This is a genomic window from Rosettibacter sp. KY25 (assembly GCF_057554405.1).
In genome coordinates this window covers 35,179-52,054 of the sequence record NZ_BAAJAO010000007.1, presented here as the reverse complement: position 1 = coordinate 52,054, position 16,876 = coordinate 35,179, and the positions used below count along the sequence as shown (strand labels likewise).

Genomic DNA, 16,876 nt, shown 5'->3' with positions numbered 1-16,876 from the left:
TTTATTCAACTTTTTTGTAAACTCTTACATATTCGATTTCCATTTTTTGAGGGAATATCGAATTATCAATGCCCTGAGCACCTCCCCAATCACCGCCTATCGCAATATTCAGTATCAAATGAAAATCTTTGAAGAAGGGCCAGTATTCCCATCCCTTTCCTTCGTTTTTAAAAGAGAAATATTGTTTATCATCAACAAAAATTTTTATTTCATCTTTATTCCATTCGAGAACATAGTTATGAAATGTATCTGTGCAATCAGGAACTTTTATTGTTGCAGTTTTTTGAGTTCCAATTCTCCAATAATATTTATTGCAGTGAATTGAACCATGAATAACTCCGGGGTCATAACCTACATGTTCCATAATGTCGATTTCACCATTATCAGGCCAGCTTCCATTTCCAAGATTCCAAACAGTGGGAAGCATCCAGATTGCAGGCCAGGTTCCTCTGCCTTTAGGAAGTTTTGCACGAATCTCAAAACGTCCGTATGTCCAGTCCCCTTTGCCTCTTGTTACAAGTCTTGCAGAAGTGTATTCTTTTCCATTCCAGTTATCTCTTCGAGCTTCGATAATTAATTTACCATTTTCTACTCGAGCATTTTCCAATCGAGCTGAATAGTATTGTTTTTCATTATTGCCCCAACCGTTGTCTCCAATATCGTATCCCCATTTTTGTGGATTTGGGTAACCCTCGTAATTAAATTCATCAGACCAAACTAATTCCCAGCCAGCTATTGCAGTTGAATCTTTGTCGCCTGGTTCAGTCGCACCAGATTTACAGCTGCAGAATGTTAATGAAAAACTTAATGCAACAAAGTAAAGGAGAATGATTTTCATGGTTTCCCTTCTTTAGTTTATTCTTTAACAGCAAGTTAAAATTATTTTTCGAAATTGTCAGTGTTATTTTTTAAGATGAGCTTTCGAGATGATGTGATAAATGATTTTTTAATGTAAATAAAATCAGGCTGGCAGCTGAAAAGTTTTTCCAATTTCATCCAGCCCGATTATTAGTGGATAGTTCGGAGCTGAATTTCTAAGCCATTCAATTGGTTCGTTTATTGGTTCAATGCCCTGTTTAAATGTCTTTGTGTGAATTGGTATAAAATATTTTGCATTAATATTAGCAGCCATTTTTAATGCTTCTTCCGGATTGCAATGATTTCTGCGCCATGGATTATAAGCTCCAATTGGCATTATTGCTATATCAATATTTTCTTCTTTAGCTTTGTTGAGTTTTGTGGTGTAAGCAGTATCGCCTCCAAACAAAATTTTTTTATTGTGATAATCAATTATGTATGCATTAAAACTTCTTCCATCTTTAAAGAATCCTCTTGAGCGGTCTTTTTCCCATGGAAATCTCCAGCCGAAATGTTTTACTTCAAGTGCTTTAAAACGAATTCCTTGTAAATTAATTTCATCATTCCAATCAAGAACATTTAAAGAACGCCATGGCAAATCTTCAATTACATCTTTTGTGAGATATGCTGTGATAACATCAATTTTGTTTGGATACTTTTTTGCAAAGTGTTTTAATGTTGGATAATCCATGTGATCCATGTGTGCATGTGAAAGCAGAATAATATCTGGCTGAGGTATTTCATCAATATTTAATGCTGGAGGAGTAATTCTTGATGGACCATAGCTTGTGCCCAGGAGATAAATTCCTACTCGTTCAAACAAGACAGGGTCAGTCAAAATCCATTTCCCAAAAAAATTTATTAATACAGTTGAATGTCCAATCCAAGATAGAGTTATTGTTTCATTACTCCATGAAGAAGGTTCTGGTTTGTAATTAAGTTTTAGATATGGACTTGCTTTTGTTTTTGAACTTGTAAAATGAGTAAATAAAAATGAACCGCTTATAATTAATGATAATTGCCTAATAAATTTTTTTCTTGAAATGTTCATAGAAATGATTTCTAAAATTTCTACAGTCTTAACATAAAATCACTGCAAAAAATTCAATTAACTAATTACAATTTTGTTTGAAAGCTCGTTGGTATCATCAGGTTTTATTGGGAAATGTTTGCTTAATATTTTTCCAACTTGTTCGATGCAATGAATAATTCCTTCTGAAAATTTTCCATCAACAAATTTTGATTGAATTTCATCGCGGAGTTTATCCCAGGTATTTTGTTCAACTTTTGAATTAATTCCTTCATCGGCTAAAATGTAAAATTTTCTTTCGCCAAGAAGAAGATAAATTAAAATTCCGGTTTTATCTCTGGTATTGTGCATATTCAATTTATAAAATTCTTTTTCAGCAAGCTGCCGCAGTTCTTTCTTTCTTTCAAATAAATTTCTGTATTCTTTAATGCAAACACGAATTTCGCCGGAAGTATTTTTCTCTGCCTCTTTTATTTTTTTTGAGAATCTTAAAAAGTCATCATCAGTAAAGAAATGATAAATTAAACTTTTTTTCGTACTCATATTAAAATCCGATTTCTAAATTCATTATAAAGATAAGTCAATAAGTAATCAAAAAAAACAGCAAGGAAGAGAATTTTTTATATATTTGCTTTTGATTTTTTAACAAAACTATGGGGATTAAAATGCATAAAGTAGTATTGCTTAGACATGGTGAAAGTGAATGGAACAAATTAAATCTCTTTACTGGATGGACTGATGTTGACCTTTCAGAAAAAGGAGTTGAGGAAGCTCACCAGGCAGGTAAAGTATTAAAACAGGAAGGTTATACTTTTGATATTGCTTTCACATCAGTTTTAAAAAGAGCAATTAAAACACTTTATATAGTTCTCGAAGAAATGGATTTGATGTGGATTCCTGTTATAAAATCATGGAGATTAAATGAAAGGCATTATGGTGCACTTCAAGGGTTGAACAAAGCAGAAACAGCAGAAAAATATGGTATGGAAAAAGTGAAACTTTGGAGAAGAAGTTATGATGTTCCTCCTCCACCACTTGACGAAAATGATGAGAGATATCCAGGTAAAGACCCGCGTTATAAAGATTTAGATAAAAAAGATATTCCATTGACAGAAAGCTTAAAACTTACAGTTGAAAGATTTTTACCATACTGGCACGAAACAATTGCTCCAACAATCAAAAGCGGCAAAAAAGTTATAATTGCTGCACATGGTAATAGTCTTCGTGCTCTTGTTAAATATCTTGATAATATTTCTGATGAGGATATTGTTGAATTAAATATTCCAACTGGAATTCCTCTTGTTTATGAACTTGACGATGAATTAAAGCCAATAAAGCATTATTACCTTGGAGACGAAGAAGCAATTAATGCTGCAATTAACGCAGTTGCCAAACAAACAGAAAAGAAATAGATTGAAAAAGTTGATTGATAATATTAACGTTCTCTCTGCGGTGTCAATATTTATTAACCGCAGAGAGCGTAAAGAAAGCATTTTGAGTAAAAAATCTTATATAAAAATTAGGAGAAAGAAACAGAATATTTTTACTGGTTCATAGTTGAAGGATATAATTATGAAAAAAATAATTTTTCTTTTGTTCTTTCTCCTTTTTTCAATTTCGATAAATTCTCAAACTGTTATTGGCAAATATGGAGGAGAATTTCTATCAATAGGTGTTGGAGCTCGAGCACTTGCACTTGGAGGCTCGCAAGTAGCAATTGTAAGTGATGTAACAAGCGGGTACTGGAATCCTGCTGGTTTATCTCATCTTAACTATCCTCAAATTAGTTTAATGCACGAAGAACATTTCGGAAGTCTCGTTAATTATAATTATGCATCTGTAGCAGTTCCTTATGGAAAAGACATGAGTCTGGGATTAAGTGTTATTCGTTTGAGCATTGACGGTATTCCCGATACACGCAATGCAATTAATGATGTAAATGGTGATGGAATCTTAGATATACATGATGACCGACCTGACTATTCAAAAATTACTGAATTCAACAATACTGATTGGGCATTTTACTTAACATTTGCAAAAAGAAATTCAGATAATTTTTCCTGGGGAGCCAATGTTAAAATTATAAAAAGAAACATTGCAGAATATAGTGCTGCAGGCATTGGCTTCGATATTGGAGCTCAATATAAACCTTACGAAAATCTTTTTCTCGGTCTTAATTTTCAGGATATAACAACTACATTAGTAGCTTGGAATACAGGAAGAAATGAACTTATTACTCCAACTCTAAAATTAGGCGCAGCTTACTCAATTAATATTTTTGGTGGAACAATACTGCCAGCTTTTGATTTTGATATTAGATTTGAAAATAGAAAATCAGCATCGAACTTTAATATTGGTCCTGTAAGTTTCGATTTGCATTCAGGACTTGAATATAATTATAAAAATATTTTCTCTGTTCGTGCAGGTTACAGTGATATAAAACAATTTACAGTTGGTGCAGGAATCAATCTCCCCAAACTTACAATTGATTATTCTTTTGCAAGAATAACACAATCAGAATCAGAAAGATTGCCGGATACTCATCGAATCTCACTAATTCTCACGCTCGAAGAACCTGAATTTTTAAGAGAAGGGAAGTAAAATTTCTTTTGTAAATCTTAAAGAGGATTATGCAGAAAAATTCCGTGCTGCTACAATATAAACTTTTGCAGCACGGATTTAGGAGGTACCATGAAAGGAAATCATTTTTTGATTTTTAGTTTTTTCATTACTTCAAGATTTTTCTTAATTAATTCAATTCTTTGTTGAACACAAACAGCGCTTCTTAAACCATCTTCTGGAGTATTCAATACATAATCTAAAAGTTTATCTACTGTAGAAACTGCCACATGCATTCGTGTATCGGATGAGCCGTAGTAAATCAAAACTTCTCCATTTTTCTTTGCAACCCAACCATTGCTGAATACAACATTGGATACATCTCCAATTCTTTCCTCACCTTCAGGTGCAAGGAAATAACCACCTGGGCGAGCAATAACTTTGTATGGCTCGTTTAAATCTGTCAAAAACATATACAAAACATATCTTAATCCCGCAGCAGTATTTCTTACACCGTGAGCTAATTGTAGCCAGCCTTTTTCTGTTTTAATTGGAGCAGGACCCAAACCATTTTTTACTTCTTTAATTGTGTGATAAATTTTTTCATCTACAATTATTTCTTCTTCAATTACAGCATTTTCAATCGAATCTGATAAGCCCCAGCCAATACCGCCGCCGCTGCCGGTTTCAATAAATCCATCTTGTGGACGTGTGTAAAATGCATACTTGCCATTTACAAATTCAGGATGAAGAACAACATTTCTTTGTTGTGGAGATTTTGTTTTTAAGTCTGGAAGTCTTTCCCAATTTATTAAGTCTTTTGTTCGAACAATTCCAGCTTGAGCAACTGCAGCAGAAGTATCTGTTTGAGGTGCATCAGGGTCTTTTCTTTCAGTGCAAAAAATTCCATAAATCCAACCGTCTTCATGTTTAACAAGTCTCATATCGTAAACATTTGTATCAGGATTATCTGTCTCAGGAATATTAATTGGGAAATCCCAGAATTTAAAGTTATCAATGCCATTTGGAGATTCTGCAATTGCAAAAAAAGATTTCCTATCAACACCTTCAACACGAACAGCAAGAACAATACTGCCATTAAATTCCATAGCACCAGAATTAAATGTTGCATTAATTCCCATTCTTTCCATTAGATAAGGATTTGTATCGTAGTTCAAATCGTAGCGCCAAAAAATTGGTGTGTGTTCTGCTGTAAGCACTGGATATTTGTAACGATAAAAAATTCCATTTGTTTTTGTAAGTCTTACATTTTTTCTTTTTATTAATTTATTGTGTTCTTCGAATAACTTTTTTAATCTTTCATTGAATTGCTTTTTTGTCATTTAATTCTCCTTTTCAATTTTTATTTCTTGCAAGTTCAAGTTCTGTTTCAATTTTTTTCATAAAATCTTCGGAAAGTGGATAAAAGAGGATGAAGATTGTAGCTAAAACAGCTCCTGCAGCTGCAATAATGCTAATCATGAGACGAATTCCAAGAAGCGAAAAATCAGTTTGTTCAACATTTGGCTGAAAACCAAATGTAGCTAAAATCCAGCCAGATAATGCGCCTCCTAAAGTCCAGCCAAATTTTTGTGACATTGAAGATGAAGAAAAAATTAATCCTGTTGCTCTTCTTCCAGATTTCCATTCTGAATAATCCGAAATATCTGCATACATTGACCAGATTATTGGCAATACAATTCCTGCTGAAATCCCGATTAAAATGTTCAACAAGAAAATTAAAATAATTTGATGAGGCTGCAGAAAATAAAGAAGAATACTAAGAACAGCAGAAGAAATTGTAGATATAAGAAAAGTTTTCTTTTTCCCAATTAAAGAAGAAATTGGTTTTGCAAGTATAACGCCGATGATATTGGTTGCAAGCCAGATTGTCATATATGCAGATGATAATTCTGAATGAGATAAGGTGAATTTGTATCCAAGTAAATTTATTTCCTGAGATTTAATAAAATATTTGAAGTAATAAAGAATTGAACCATCACGTAAAGAATTAAAAATCAGAACAGAAATTCCTGCCCCCAGCATTATGAACCAAGGTTTATTATGTGCAAGGTCTTTCAAATCATTTTTAAGAGAAGATTTTTTTTCTCTTGCTGGTTTTAATCTTTCTTTTGTTCCTGCAAATGTTAAAATAAAAAATAAAGCTGCAAGTACAGCATAAACTCCAACTGTCCATTGATAGCCTTGAGATAAATTATTTCCTTTGCTGAAATAATCTATTAGATAATTAGCTGTAGCAGTTACAAGTATTCCGCCGGAAAAAGCTCCAATAAATCGGAATGATGCAAGAGATGTTCTATCGTTTGTGTCGTTTGTTATAACACCCATCAAAGATGAATAAGGAACATTTACAACTGTGTAAATCATCATCATCAAAGTATAAGTTGTATATGCATAAATTAGTTTTCCTGTGGAAGATAAATTTGGTGTGGTAAAAGTTATGATTCCAATTATTGCAAAAGGGACTGCACCAAATAAAAGAAAAGGGCGAAATTTTCCCCAGCGTGTGTTAGTTCTATCTGCAATTGCACCCATCATAGGATCATTAATTGCATCCCATATTCTTGTAATCAAAAACATTGTGCCAACAGCAGCGGCGGGAAGTCCAAAAATATCTGTATAGAAAAATAAAAGATACATTGAAAATAATTTCCAGAACATCGATGAAGCAAAATCGCCGCATCCATAAGAAATTTTTTCCAATAAAGAAATTTTTGTTTTCGATTCTACTTGAACAGCTTCATCTCTCATATAGATTATTTAATTTTTTCTGCAATTTCGTGATAGAACTTCTCTGTTTTTTCTCCTGCAATTTCTTCTAACTTATTCCACCAGGTAAATTTCAAAATGATTGAGGTAATCAAAGTAATAACTAAAGTGATTACCAAATATTTATATTCTTTTATAACAAGATACATTGGAGCGGCAAGAAGAGTTGTTTGCCAGATAATTCCAACTACAACATTAAAAATATCTCTTTTGAAATTTGCATCTGATTTAAATTCAGGAAAACGTTCTTCTACTTTTTTTCTGATTGGTTTCCATAATCCCCATGGTCTTACTCTAACATAGAATTTCATTAATACTTCATCTGGTTCTGGTTCTGTTAAATAACTTCCAAGAATAGAGCCGATTACAGATACTGCAAGCACATATGGAAATGCAGTCAATGCAGGCAAATTAGGGAACATTACCGGCATTAGTAAAGCACATGCAATTCCGATTACCATTCCCCAGAAATATCCATATCCATTTAATCTCCACCAATACCATTTAAGAACATTTGCAGCTGTATAACCTCCCCACAAACCATTTACAATCCATAACGTAACTTGATTAACAGATTGAGCAAGAATGCCAAATACAAAACCCAGCACAGCAAAGAAAATTGAAACAATTATACTCAGCTTAACATACTTTTTAGGATGTGCATTTGGGTTTATAAATTTTTTATAAACATCATTAACAACATAAGCTGGTGCTGCATTTAATGTGGCTGCATAAGTTGACATGAAAGCAGCCAATAATCCAGCTAATAAAATACCGATTAAACCTACGGGGATTAAATTTTTCAGTGCTAATGGCAATACCATTTCAAAATCGATATTTGAACCCATAGCTTTTAGTTCAGGCATTAAGAATGCTAATGCAAGAACTGTTAAACCTGCTATCATCATATATCTTGGGAAGAAAAGGACAACAGAAACAAACCAGCTCATTTTTGCAGCTTCTTTTGGATTTTTTGTTGCAAGGATTCTTTGCATATCATAATTTGGAGCTGGACCTGCGGCACTAACTAAAATTCCTTTGAATAAAACCATCATCATAAATATTGTAAAAAGTTCATAACCATCCTGAGCAATTTTTTGATTAACAGAATCCATAATTCCAGACCAGTCAAGATTTAAATGCCATCCGAAGAAAACTTCTTTCCATCCCGAAGGAATAACAGCATTTAATGCATCGGGTGATACAGCATTCATCGCTACTATTCCAACAGCAATTGATGCAATTGTCATAACTAAAAATTGAAGCACTTCTGTTGCTACAACACTGACCATCCCGCCTTTTACAGCATAAATTGCAGTAATACTCATCAGAATTACAGCATAAGCATCAGGAGATAAATCCCATGGCAAAAATATTTTTGCAAATTTTCCAATCCCTTTGAAATCATAAGCAATAAAGCCAACAAGACTCACAAGTGCAAAACAAACTACAATGTAGTGAGCCAGTCTTGCCCCTTTTCCATTACCAAAACGGGTTTCAATCCACTGAGCTCCAGTCATAACATTTGAACGTCTTAACCAAATTGAAAGATATGCCATTAAAAAGATTTGATTAAAGATGGGCCAAAGCCATGGAATCCATACACTTTTCAATCCATATACAAACATTAAATAAACAAGCCACATAGTTCCTGTAATATCAAACATACCGGAAGCATTTGAGATTCCGAGTATCCACCATGGAAGAGCATTACTGCCAAGGAAATATGAATCAATATCCTTAATTGCTCTTTTTGATACCAAAATTCCAATTAATAGGATAACTGCAAAGTATGCAATAATTATAAGTAAGTCTATGGTGTGAATTATCATACAAAATTACCATTTTATTATTATTAACTTTTTCTTTTATTCAGAAATAATGCCACAATAAAGAATTAATTTTTACACAATTATGATATTTTTGGAGTGCAGATTTAAGGCGTGTTTTATCAATATAATAAAAATTATGAAATTGATAATTATTAAAATGATTTAATTCTTATAAGAACGATTTTTATAAAATTATTATTTCAGGAATTGAAAGAAACATTAAAATTATATTCTGTCTGAAAAAATTTTCACAACAAGAAATTTGGAACACTTTTTAGAGGGAAAAATTAAGTCACATGCAAACTATTTTTAAAATCTTTCGATAATACAGTGTGGTTTATTCATAATTCTAACTAAGGTGATATTTGTTTGTAATAGATAAAGAAAACATACTTGAATCCCCCGTATCAACTTTACAAAAAAATCATAAAGAATTAGATAATTACTATTCAAGTAAAAAACTCGGCTCTTATGTAGAAAATGGCAGAACAATTTTCAGACTATTTGCACCCTCAGCTGTTCAGGTAAGGTTGTGTATCTTTGAAAAGCCTGAAGATAAAATTCACAAAGAATATTTTATGTTAATGGATGATGATGGTGTTTGGGAAATTGAAATTGATTCTGAACTTTACAATAAATTTTATGGATATAAAGTTTATCATGCAGGAGAAGATTTAGCTAATTCATACAAGCCGATTTGTATTGACCCATATTCAAAAGCAATTACAACTTTTACTTCATACTTCAACCCTCGTTTATCTATTGTAATTAAAGATGAGCCATTTGACTGGGAGGGAACCACATGGCAAAAAATTGATTGGCGGGATTTAATTATTTATGAAATGCATGTCAGAGATATGACTGCACATAAATCTTCGGGTGCGAAAAAACGAGGAACCTATGCTGGATTAATTGAAAAAGGAATTACCGGAGGAATTGATTATATAAAATCACTTGGAGTTAATGCAGTTGAAATTATGCCTGTTCAAGAATTTGGTTACTGCGAAGCTCCATTTGAAAGACTTAAAGGAAATTTCTTTAATTCTTGGAATCCTTATGAAAGAAACCATTGGGGTTATATGACTGCAGCATTCTTTGCACCTGCAGCTTACTATTCAGAAACTAATTTCAAATGGAATAAATGGATTGGAAAAAGCGGAAAGCAAATAAATGAATTTAAAAATGTAGTTAAAGCATTTCATAAGGAAGGAATTGCTGTGATAATGGATGTTGTTTATAATCATCTTTCTGAATATGAGCTTGGCAACTTAAAACAAATTGACAAAGAATATTACTTTCGACTTGATGAAAATGGGAATTATACTTCTCACAGCGGCTGCGGTAACGATTTGAAGACAGAAAGACCAATGGTGAGAAGATTAATCGTTGATAGTATTTTATACTGGATGAAAGAATATCACATAGATGGATTCCGTTTCGATTTAAGCACTCTGATTGATTGGGATACATTTGAAATGATTGGTCATGAAGCAAGAAAAATAAATCCAAGTGTTATTCTAATTGCAGAAGCATGGGGCGGTGGATATAATCCAAGAGGTTTTTCAGAAAAAAATTTTGCAGCTTGGAACGACCAGATAAGAAACGGAATTAAAGGTGAAAATCCATTCTATGGATTAGGCTGGATTTTTGGTCAATGGTATGGAAATAATTCTCCACAAAGAATAAAAAGTTATGTCAATGGAACATTGATAAATGATGAACATGGTCTTTTTTATAAAAAGGAACATTCAGTAAATTATCTTGAATCTCATGATGGCTATACACTTGGAGATTTTATCAGAATAGCTGATAATAAATTCCGTCCAGATAAAGTGATTAACAACGTAAATAAATTTGTGAAATTAACTCCACAGCAGTTGAAGCTGAATAAACTTGCAGCATTGTTTCTTCTAACTTCACAAGGAATTGTAATGATACATGAAGGACAGGAATTTGCACGCACAAAAATTATTTCTTCTAAAACAAACTCTAAAGATTCTCACAAAGGTCAGATTGATTACAATTCTTATAACAAAGATAATTCAACAAACTATTTGAATTATCATCATCGAGATATTAACAAAGAATTATATGATTACTACAAAGGATTGATAGAATTAAGAAAAACTTATTCAGCATTTAGAAGAGCAGATTATCACGACATTTCATTTTATGACCATTATGAAAGTGAATTTGGCTTTTGTTACTTATTAAAAAATGAAGACAATATTTTTATGGTGCTGTTTAATGCCGAACTAAATAAGAATCTTGAATTCCCACTTCCAAATGGCGAATGGGAAGTTCTTGTTGATAAAAATTCGGCTGGCATAAATCCCCTCTATAAAATTTCTAAATCAATAATTTTAGAATCAACAACTGGTGCTGTTTTAAGGCAAATTAAAAATCATTCCTGATAATGAACGTGTAATTAAATCTTATTTCCGTTCGTTCAAACTGCTGTTTAATTTAAATTCAAGCATTCATTTCTGATTTATGATTCTTTTAGTAGTTTTGCAATGAAAATTTTGAAAATTTTTATAAAAAATTGCCTTAGAAGATTATAAAATAACTTTTAATAAGACAAAAACATTCTTTGCTCTTTCAATAAAAGATTGGAAGGTGGATGATGAAAATATTTGATGAGTATAATTCTTCAGAACAAATTTATGAAAAAGCTTTGCAGGTCAAATCAAAATTTGAAGAAGCTTTTGGTGATTTCAGCAGTTCAAATATTGCAATTACTCCAGCAAGCATGATTCTTCTGGGCGACCACACACATTATAATGACGGCATATTATTATCAGCATCATTGAATACATATAATGTTGTCGTCTTAAGAAAGAGAAAAGATAACATAATAAACATTATCAATGTAAATAATGACAGAAAGATTGAATTTTCTTTAAGCGATATTCCTGATGAACAGAGCATCGATTTTAAATATCATGTTGGATTAATAAAATTATTTAAGAAGAATAATTTGATTCATAATGGATTTGATTGTGTTTATTCTTCTGATGTGCCAGAGTGTTTGGGCATTGGAAAATATGCTTCTATTCAAACAGCTTTTGCTTCTGCAATTAAAAAATCATTTCGACTTAAGCTGAACATCGATGAACTGGTAAATTTAATTTATCAAAATGATTTGAGCATAATTGGCAAGATTTCTAATAAAACTCATTGTTACACAACTCTGTTGTCAAAAAAGAATAGATTCTTTTTTTATGATTTGCGTTCAAAAGAATATAAAACAATTCCTGTAAAAAATAATTTTGAAGTTGTTATAATTGATACTTGTGAAAGAATAAATAATTCTTTGAAGATTTGTAATGAAAGAATAGAAGAATGTGAAGTTGGTGTAAAAGGTTTAAGACTTTATATCTGGGGAATTAAAAATTTGCGCGATGTTGGATTTGATTTTTTGATTAAGCATTATCATATGCTTCCAAAGAAAATTTTTAATCGTGTTCTTTATAATGTAAAAGAAAGAGAACGAGTTGAAAAAGCCATTGAAAGTCTCAAACAAAATTCATTTGATGAATTTGGGAAATATCTTGCTGAATCTCACTGGAGTTTGTCAAAAGATTACGAACTTAGTTGTGAAGAATGTGATTTTATTGTTTCAAAAGCGATGGAAAATGAATGTGTGGTTGGCTCTAAAATGATAAGCTGTTCTCCTCTACGAAGCACATATCATATTGTCAAAAAAGATTGTTCTGAAAGTTTTATTAATTTTATTAAGTATTTATTCAAAGAAAAATTTAATCGAGAGTTGGTTGCATATAAATTTAACTTTGCAGAAGGAATAAAAGAATTTTCATCAAAAAAGTTTGAAAAAGTGATTTAACGATTAGTGGAAAAATTTTTTCACCTCAATTTTAGCTGAGTGATGTAAAATTTTTCCTTTTTTCTTTCCATTTTTCAATAACAAATTTTATATCACAAAATCAACTTGATTTTAATATACCTTAGTAATACATTTTCCATTGAATTTATAAGGAGTATAAATGAATTTTTCAGAAGAATATTTTGATGACTATAATTCGTATATAAGTGAAGAAGAAATTAAATCAAAAATTGATTTGTGCCGCGATTATATCGACAATGGACAAATACTTTCAAATATTGATTTAATAGAAGATACTATTCAGCTTTGTCTTGAATATGATTACATTGAAGATGGATTATATCTGACAGATGCAGTACTTCAGGTTGCACCATATAATTCCGACATGTGGCAATTTAAAGGCATATTTTTGAATAACTCATTTGAGTTCGAAGAAGCTTACAAATGTTTTCAGAAAGCTCTTTCTCTTAACCCCGTTGATGTAGATTCATATATCAATATCTCTATTGCAGAAGATAATCTCGGAATGTTTGAAGAAGCAATTGAATCACTCAATAAAGCTTTAACGATAGAACCAAATAACGAAGAAACTTTATACAGTCTTGGACTTTTATACGAACGCAAAGAAAGATTTGAAGAAGCAATTTCTAATTTTAAAAAGGCTCTCGAAATTGACCCGACATTTGTAGAAGCATGGTATGAACTTGGTTATTGTTATGAAAATTCCGATAAACTTGAAGAAGCATTGAAAGCATACGACACTTATCTTGACAGCGAACCAGATAGTTATACTGCATGGTACAACAAAGGGATAGTTCATTTAAGAATGGAAGAATGGAAAAAAGCAATTGATGCTTTTGAATTTTCTATTGCACTTAAAGAAGATTTTTCAAGTTCATGGTTCAACTGTGGTTATGCATATTTTAAGTTAGGCAAATTTAATGATGCACTTAATGCATACAAAAAAGCATATGAATTGGATAGAGATGATGAGACAATTCTTTTCAACATGGGACAAACTTATGAAGAGATGGGCTCGTTTCATAATGCAATTAAATGCTACAGCGAAGCTATAAAATTAGACCCTGAATATTACGAAGCTTATTTAGCCCGCGGCTATTGTTATGATTCAATTGGTAAATATCAGCTTGCATTGAAAGACTTTAATACTGCAATTTCTTTAACTTCTGACCCGGAAGATGCATGGTATGCAAAGGCTGATTTAGAATATTCTATTGGTAAACTTCAGGATTCAGTTGAAAGTTATAAAAAAGCAATAGAGTTAAATCCAGATAATTTTAATGCCTGGTTTAAATTAGCAGAAACATATTTTGAGATGGGAAGATGGATTGATTCATTAAATGCATACGATGAATGCTTGAGATTAAAACCTGATTATGCTGGAATTTATTACAACAAAGCCAAAATTAATTTTCTATTAAGTCATACCCAGCAGGCAATTGATTGTTTGAAAAAAGCCTTTGAGCTTGATCCAGATATTAAGAATGAATTTACAAAAGATTATCCGGATGTAAAATCTTCAAAACTTTTTGTAAAACTGCTCGAAGAAAATAAATCTTGAATACTGCCATGCAAATTCAAAATAAATTTAGTCACAACACCAAAATTGTTGGTGTAATTGGTCATCCAATTAAGCATTCTTATTCTCCATTGATGCACAATATTGCTTTTGAGTTATCAGGCTTAAATTATATTTATCTTCCTTTTGATGTTCCTCCATCAGCATTGAAAGATTCATTGAAAGGAATGGTTGCACTTGGCATTAAAGGATTTAATGTTACAATTCCGCTTAAAGAAAAAGTTCTGCCTTTTCTTAAAGATATATCGGAAGAAGCAAGTATTATCGGAGCAGTCAATACAATTGTAAATGATGATGGAATTTTGAGAGGTTATAATACCGATGTGCTTGGTGTAACAGAATCTTTGCTTCCTTACAAAGAAGAACTTCAAGGAACAACAGTAACAGTGATAGGTGCTGGAGGTGCATCACGAAGTGTTATTTATTCTTTGATTCGAAATTTTAAGGTAGAAAGAATTAATATTGTAAACAGAACAGAGCAGCTGGCTGAGTCTTTGAAAGAATATTTTTCTACAAAAATGCTTTTTTCAAATATTAAATCTTATCCGCTTGTTCCTCCAGACCTTATTGATGTTTTCAGAAATTCGAAATTGATTGTAAATACAACATCAATTGGAATGTATCCCGATGTTGATGATGCAGCTACAACAATTTTAGAATCTTTCACAAAAGATCAAATTGTATTCGATGTAGTTTACACACCAATTAAGACCAAATTACTTAAGCTTGCCGAATCTCAAGGTGCAAGAATTATTACTGGATTGAAAATGTTTGTAGAACAAGGTGCTAAATCTTATGAAATATGGACAGGCGAACAAATGCCAAAAGATAAAGTCTACAAAGCCCTTGAATCTTATCTGCTGAGTTAATCATTGTAACATCAAATTTTTTTACTATTTAATTAAGTGCATAAAAATATTTTCCAGCGAAGGCACTGTAATTCTTGAATCTATAATTTCAATGTTATTTTCTAAAAGTAAATTAATTATTTCTTTATCATCATAAGAAATCTCAGTCATTATATTAACTCTGTCTCCAAAAAGCTGAACTTCGTGATTAGTTTTTTCTTTTAAAATGCTGTAAGCTTTTCTAACTGGACTACATACAATTTCAATTATCTGTTTGTTTATTTTTTCTTTTAGTTTATTCGGCTGGTCAAGAGCTATAATTTCTCCTTTATTCATCATTGCAATTCTATGGCATCTTTCAGCTTCGTCAAGGTAGGGAGTTGTCATGAAAATAGTAATTCCTTCTTTTAGAAGTTGAGATAAAATTTTCCAAAAGTCACGTCTTGAAACTGGATCAACGCCTGTAGTTGGTTCATCGAGAAATAAAATTTTAGGTTTGTGAATTAAACTGCATGCAAGTGCAAGTTTTTGTTTCATGCCGCCGGATAACTGCTCGGCAAGTCTTTTGCGAAATGGTTTTAATCTGGTAAATTCTAATAATTCATCTCTTCTGTTTTGATAATTATGAACATTATGAATCTCGGCAAAGAATTCTATGTTTTCATCTATTGTTAAATCACCATAAAGACTAAATTTTTGTGAAAGGTATCCGATGTTATTCTGAATTTCTTTTTTTTCTTTTAAAATATCTTTTCCAAGTAAAATTACCTCCCCCTCATCTGGTTCAATTAATCCACATAAGATTCTGATTGTGGTCGTTTTTCCTGCTCCATCTGGACCAACCAATCCAAACATTTCTCCTTTCTCAACAGAAAGACTTATTCCATTTACAGCTTTTATGCTTCCGTAAGATTTGCTTAAGTTTTTTATGGTGATGGTGTTCATTTTTATACATTTATAAGATTACACGATTGCAAGATTGTAAAATTATAACATTTTGTTTTTGTCTTGGTTTCATAGTTATTTATTTCTGTTTTTTAAAGACTTAATAAAATTGGGAAGTTGTTTTGAAATCGATAAATTCATTTCAAGAAGTTTTTGAAATTCTTTTTGGGATATATATTTTAAGTCAAGTGCGATATAAAGCATATTCCTTAATTCTCCAGAAGAACCTTTTGAGTATGAAAGAAATTTTATTAATTCTTTATTCGAATGCCTTTCATAACCTTCAGCTATATTGTTCATTAATGAAATCGATGCTTTTTGAATCTGTTCTTTAAAACTTTTTTTTGAATTGTGCATTTTCTGTAATCTTTTTTGTACAAATAATCTTGTATCCTGCTAAACTTTCATATCTTCAAATTTCAGTACATTCATATTATATCCTTATGTTGTTTAAGATTTTTCTTCGAATTATTAAAAATCACAATCAAAAATTTATTCTCATTGTATATTAATAATTTTCTTTTCTAAAATGATATTCTTAAATCTTGCAATTTTGTTCCGAAGGAA

The 16,876-nt window shown here is 31.5% G+C and carries 14 protein-coding genes; 6 read left to right on the top strand and 8 right to left on the bottom strand.

What is annotated here, in order from left to right; translation table 11 throughout:
* Position 1: 1 nt before the first annotated feature.
* From AC27L2_RS06005 to AC27L2_RS05995, 3 genes are all read right to left on the bottom strand, one after another.
* A complete protein-coding gene (locus AC27L2_RS06005) occupies positions 2–838 on the bottom strand; it encodes a glycoside hydrolase family 16 protein (protein WP_487210802.1) in 837 nt (278 codons plus the stop codon).
* 123 nt (positions 839–961) lie between these two features.
* Positions 962–1,909: an MBL fold metallo-hydrolase gene (locus AC27L2_RS06000; RefSeq protein ID WP_487210801.1), complete on the bottom strand. Its 948-nt coding sequence runs from the start codon at positions 1,907–1,909 to the stop codon at positions 962–964.
* 57 nt (positions 1,910–1,966) lie between these two features.
* Entirely contained in the window at positions 1,967–2,431 is a 465-nt protein-coding gene (locus AC27L2_RS05995; protein ID WP_487210800.1) for a TPM domain-containing protein, read from the bottom strand.
* Between the two features lie 122 nt (positions 2,432–2,553).
* Here AC27L2_RS05995 and gpmA point away from each other — a divergent pair, with 122 nt between their 5' ends.
* Both gpmA and AC27L2_RS05985 read left to right on the top strand, forming a co-directional pair.
* Positions 2,554–3,300 carry a 2,3-diphosphoglycerate-dependent phosphoglycerate mutase gene (gpmA, locus tag AC27L2_RS05990; protein ID WP_487210799.1) on the top strand — a complete coding sequence of 249 codons (747 nt, stop codon included), beginning with the start codon at positions 2,554–2,556 and terminating at the stop codon, positions 3,298–3,300.
* A gap of 160 nt (positions 3,301–3,460) precedes the next feature.
* Positions 3,461–4,489 (top strand): PorV/PorQ family protein, encoded by a 1,029-nt coding sequence (locus AC27L2_RS05985; protein WP_487210798.1) that lies wholly within the window; start codon positions 3,461–3,463, stop codon positions 4,487–4,489.
* A 101-nt stretch (positions 4,490–4,590) separates the two neighbouring features.
* Here AC27L2_RS05985 and AC27L2_RS05980 read toward each other — a convergent pair whose 3' ends face one another.
* From AC27L2_RS05980 to AC27L2_RS05970, 3 genes are read right to left on the bottom strand one after another with little or no spacing between them, the layout of a single operon-like run.
* Entirely contained in the window at positions 4,591–5,790 is a 1,200-nt protein-coding gene (locus tag AC27L2_RS05980; RefSeq protein WP_487210797.1) for a glycoside hydrolase family 130 protein, read from the bottom strand.
* A 13-nt stretch (positions 5,791–5,803) separates the two neighbouring features.
* Positions 5,804–7,219 (bottom strand): MFS transporter, encoded by a 1,416-nt coding sequence (locus tag AC27L2_RS05975; protein WP_487210795.1) that lies wholly within the window; start codon positions 7,217–7,219, stop codon positions 5,804–5,806.
* A 5-nt stretch (positions 7,220–7,224) separates the two neighbouring features.
* On the bottom strand, positions 7,225–9,069 hold the full coding sequence (locus AC27L2_RS05970; protein WP_487210794.1) for a sodium:solute symporter family protein: 1,845 nt from the start codon (positions 9,067–9,069) through the stop codon (positions 7,225–7,227).
* 365 nt (positions 9,070–9,434) lie between these two features.
* Between AC27L2_RS05970 and AC27L2_RS05965 the strand changes: the two genes are divergently transcribed.
* The 4 genes from AC27L2_RS05965 (at position 9,435) to aroE (ending at position 15,385) form a co-directional block, all read left to right on the top strand.
* Positions 9,435–11,483 carry an alpha-amylase family glycosyl hydrolase gene (locus AC27L2_RS05965; RefSeq protein ID WP_487210793.1) on the top strand — a complete coding sequence of 683 codons (2,049 nt, stop codon included), beginning with the start codon at positions 9,435–9,437 and terminating at the stop codon, positions 11,481–11,483.
* 209 nt (positions 11,484–11,692) lie between these two features.
* The gene (locus AC27L2_RS05960; RefSeq protein ID WP_487210792.1) at positions 11,693–12,916 is read left to right on the top strand and encodes a galactokinase; all 1,224 of its coding nucleotides are present in this window, start codon (positions 11,693–11,695) and stop codon (positions 12,914–12,916) included.
* A gap of 160 nt (positions 12,917–13,076) precedes the next feature.
* On the top strand, positions 13,077–14,498 hold the full coding sequence (locus AC27L2_RS05955) for a tetratricopeptide repeat protein (protein ID WP_487210791.1): 1,422 nt from the start codon (positions 13,077–13,079) through the stop codon (positions 14,496–14,498).
* An 8-nt stretch (positions 14,499–14,506) separates the two neighbouring features.
* Positions 14,507–15,385 (top strand): shikimate dehydrogenase, encoded by an 879-nt coding sequence (gene aroE / locus AC27L2_RS05950; protein WP_487210790.1) that lies wholly within the window; start codon positions 14,507–14,509, stop codon positions 15,383–15,385.
* A gap of 24 nt (positions 15,386–15,409) precedes the next feature.
* On the opposite strand, the gene AC27L2_RS05945 is transcribed toward aroE, so the two are convergent.
* Entirely contained in the window at positions 15,410–16,309 is a 900-nt protein-coding gene (locus tag AC27L2_RS05945; RefSeq protein ID WP_487210789.1) for an ABC transporter ATP-binding protein, read from the bottom strand.
* Positions 16,310–16,384: 75 nt separating this feature from the next.
* Positions 16,385–16,666 carry a four helix bundle protein gene (locus AC27L2_RS05940; protein ID WP_487210788.1) on the bottom strand — a complete coding sequence of 94 codons (282 nt, stop codon included), beginning with the start codon at positions 16,664–16,666 and terminating at the stop codon, positions 16,385–16,387.
* Positions 16,667–16,876: the final 210 nt, after the last annotated feature.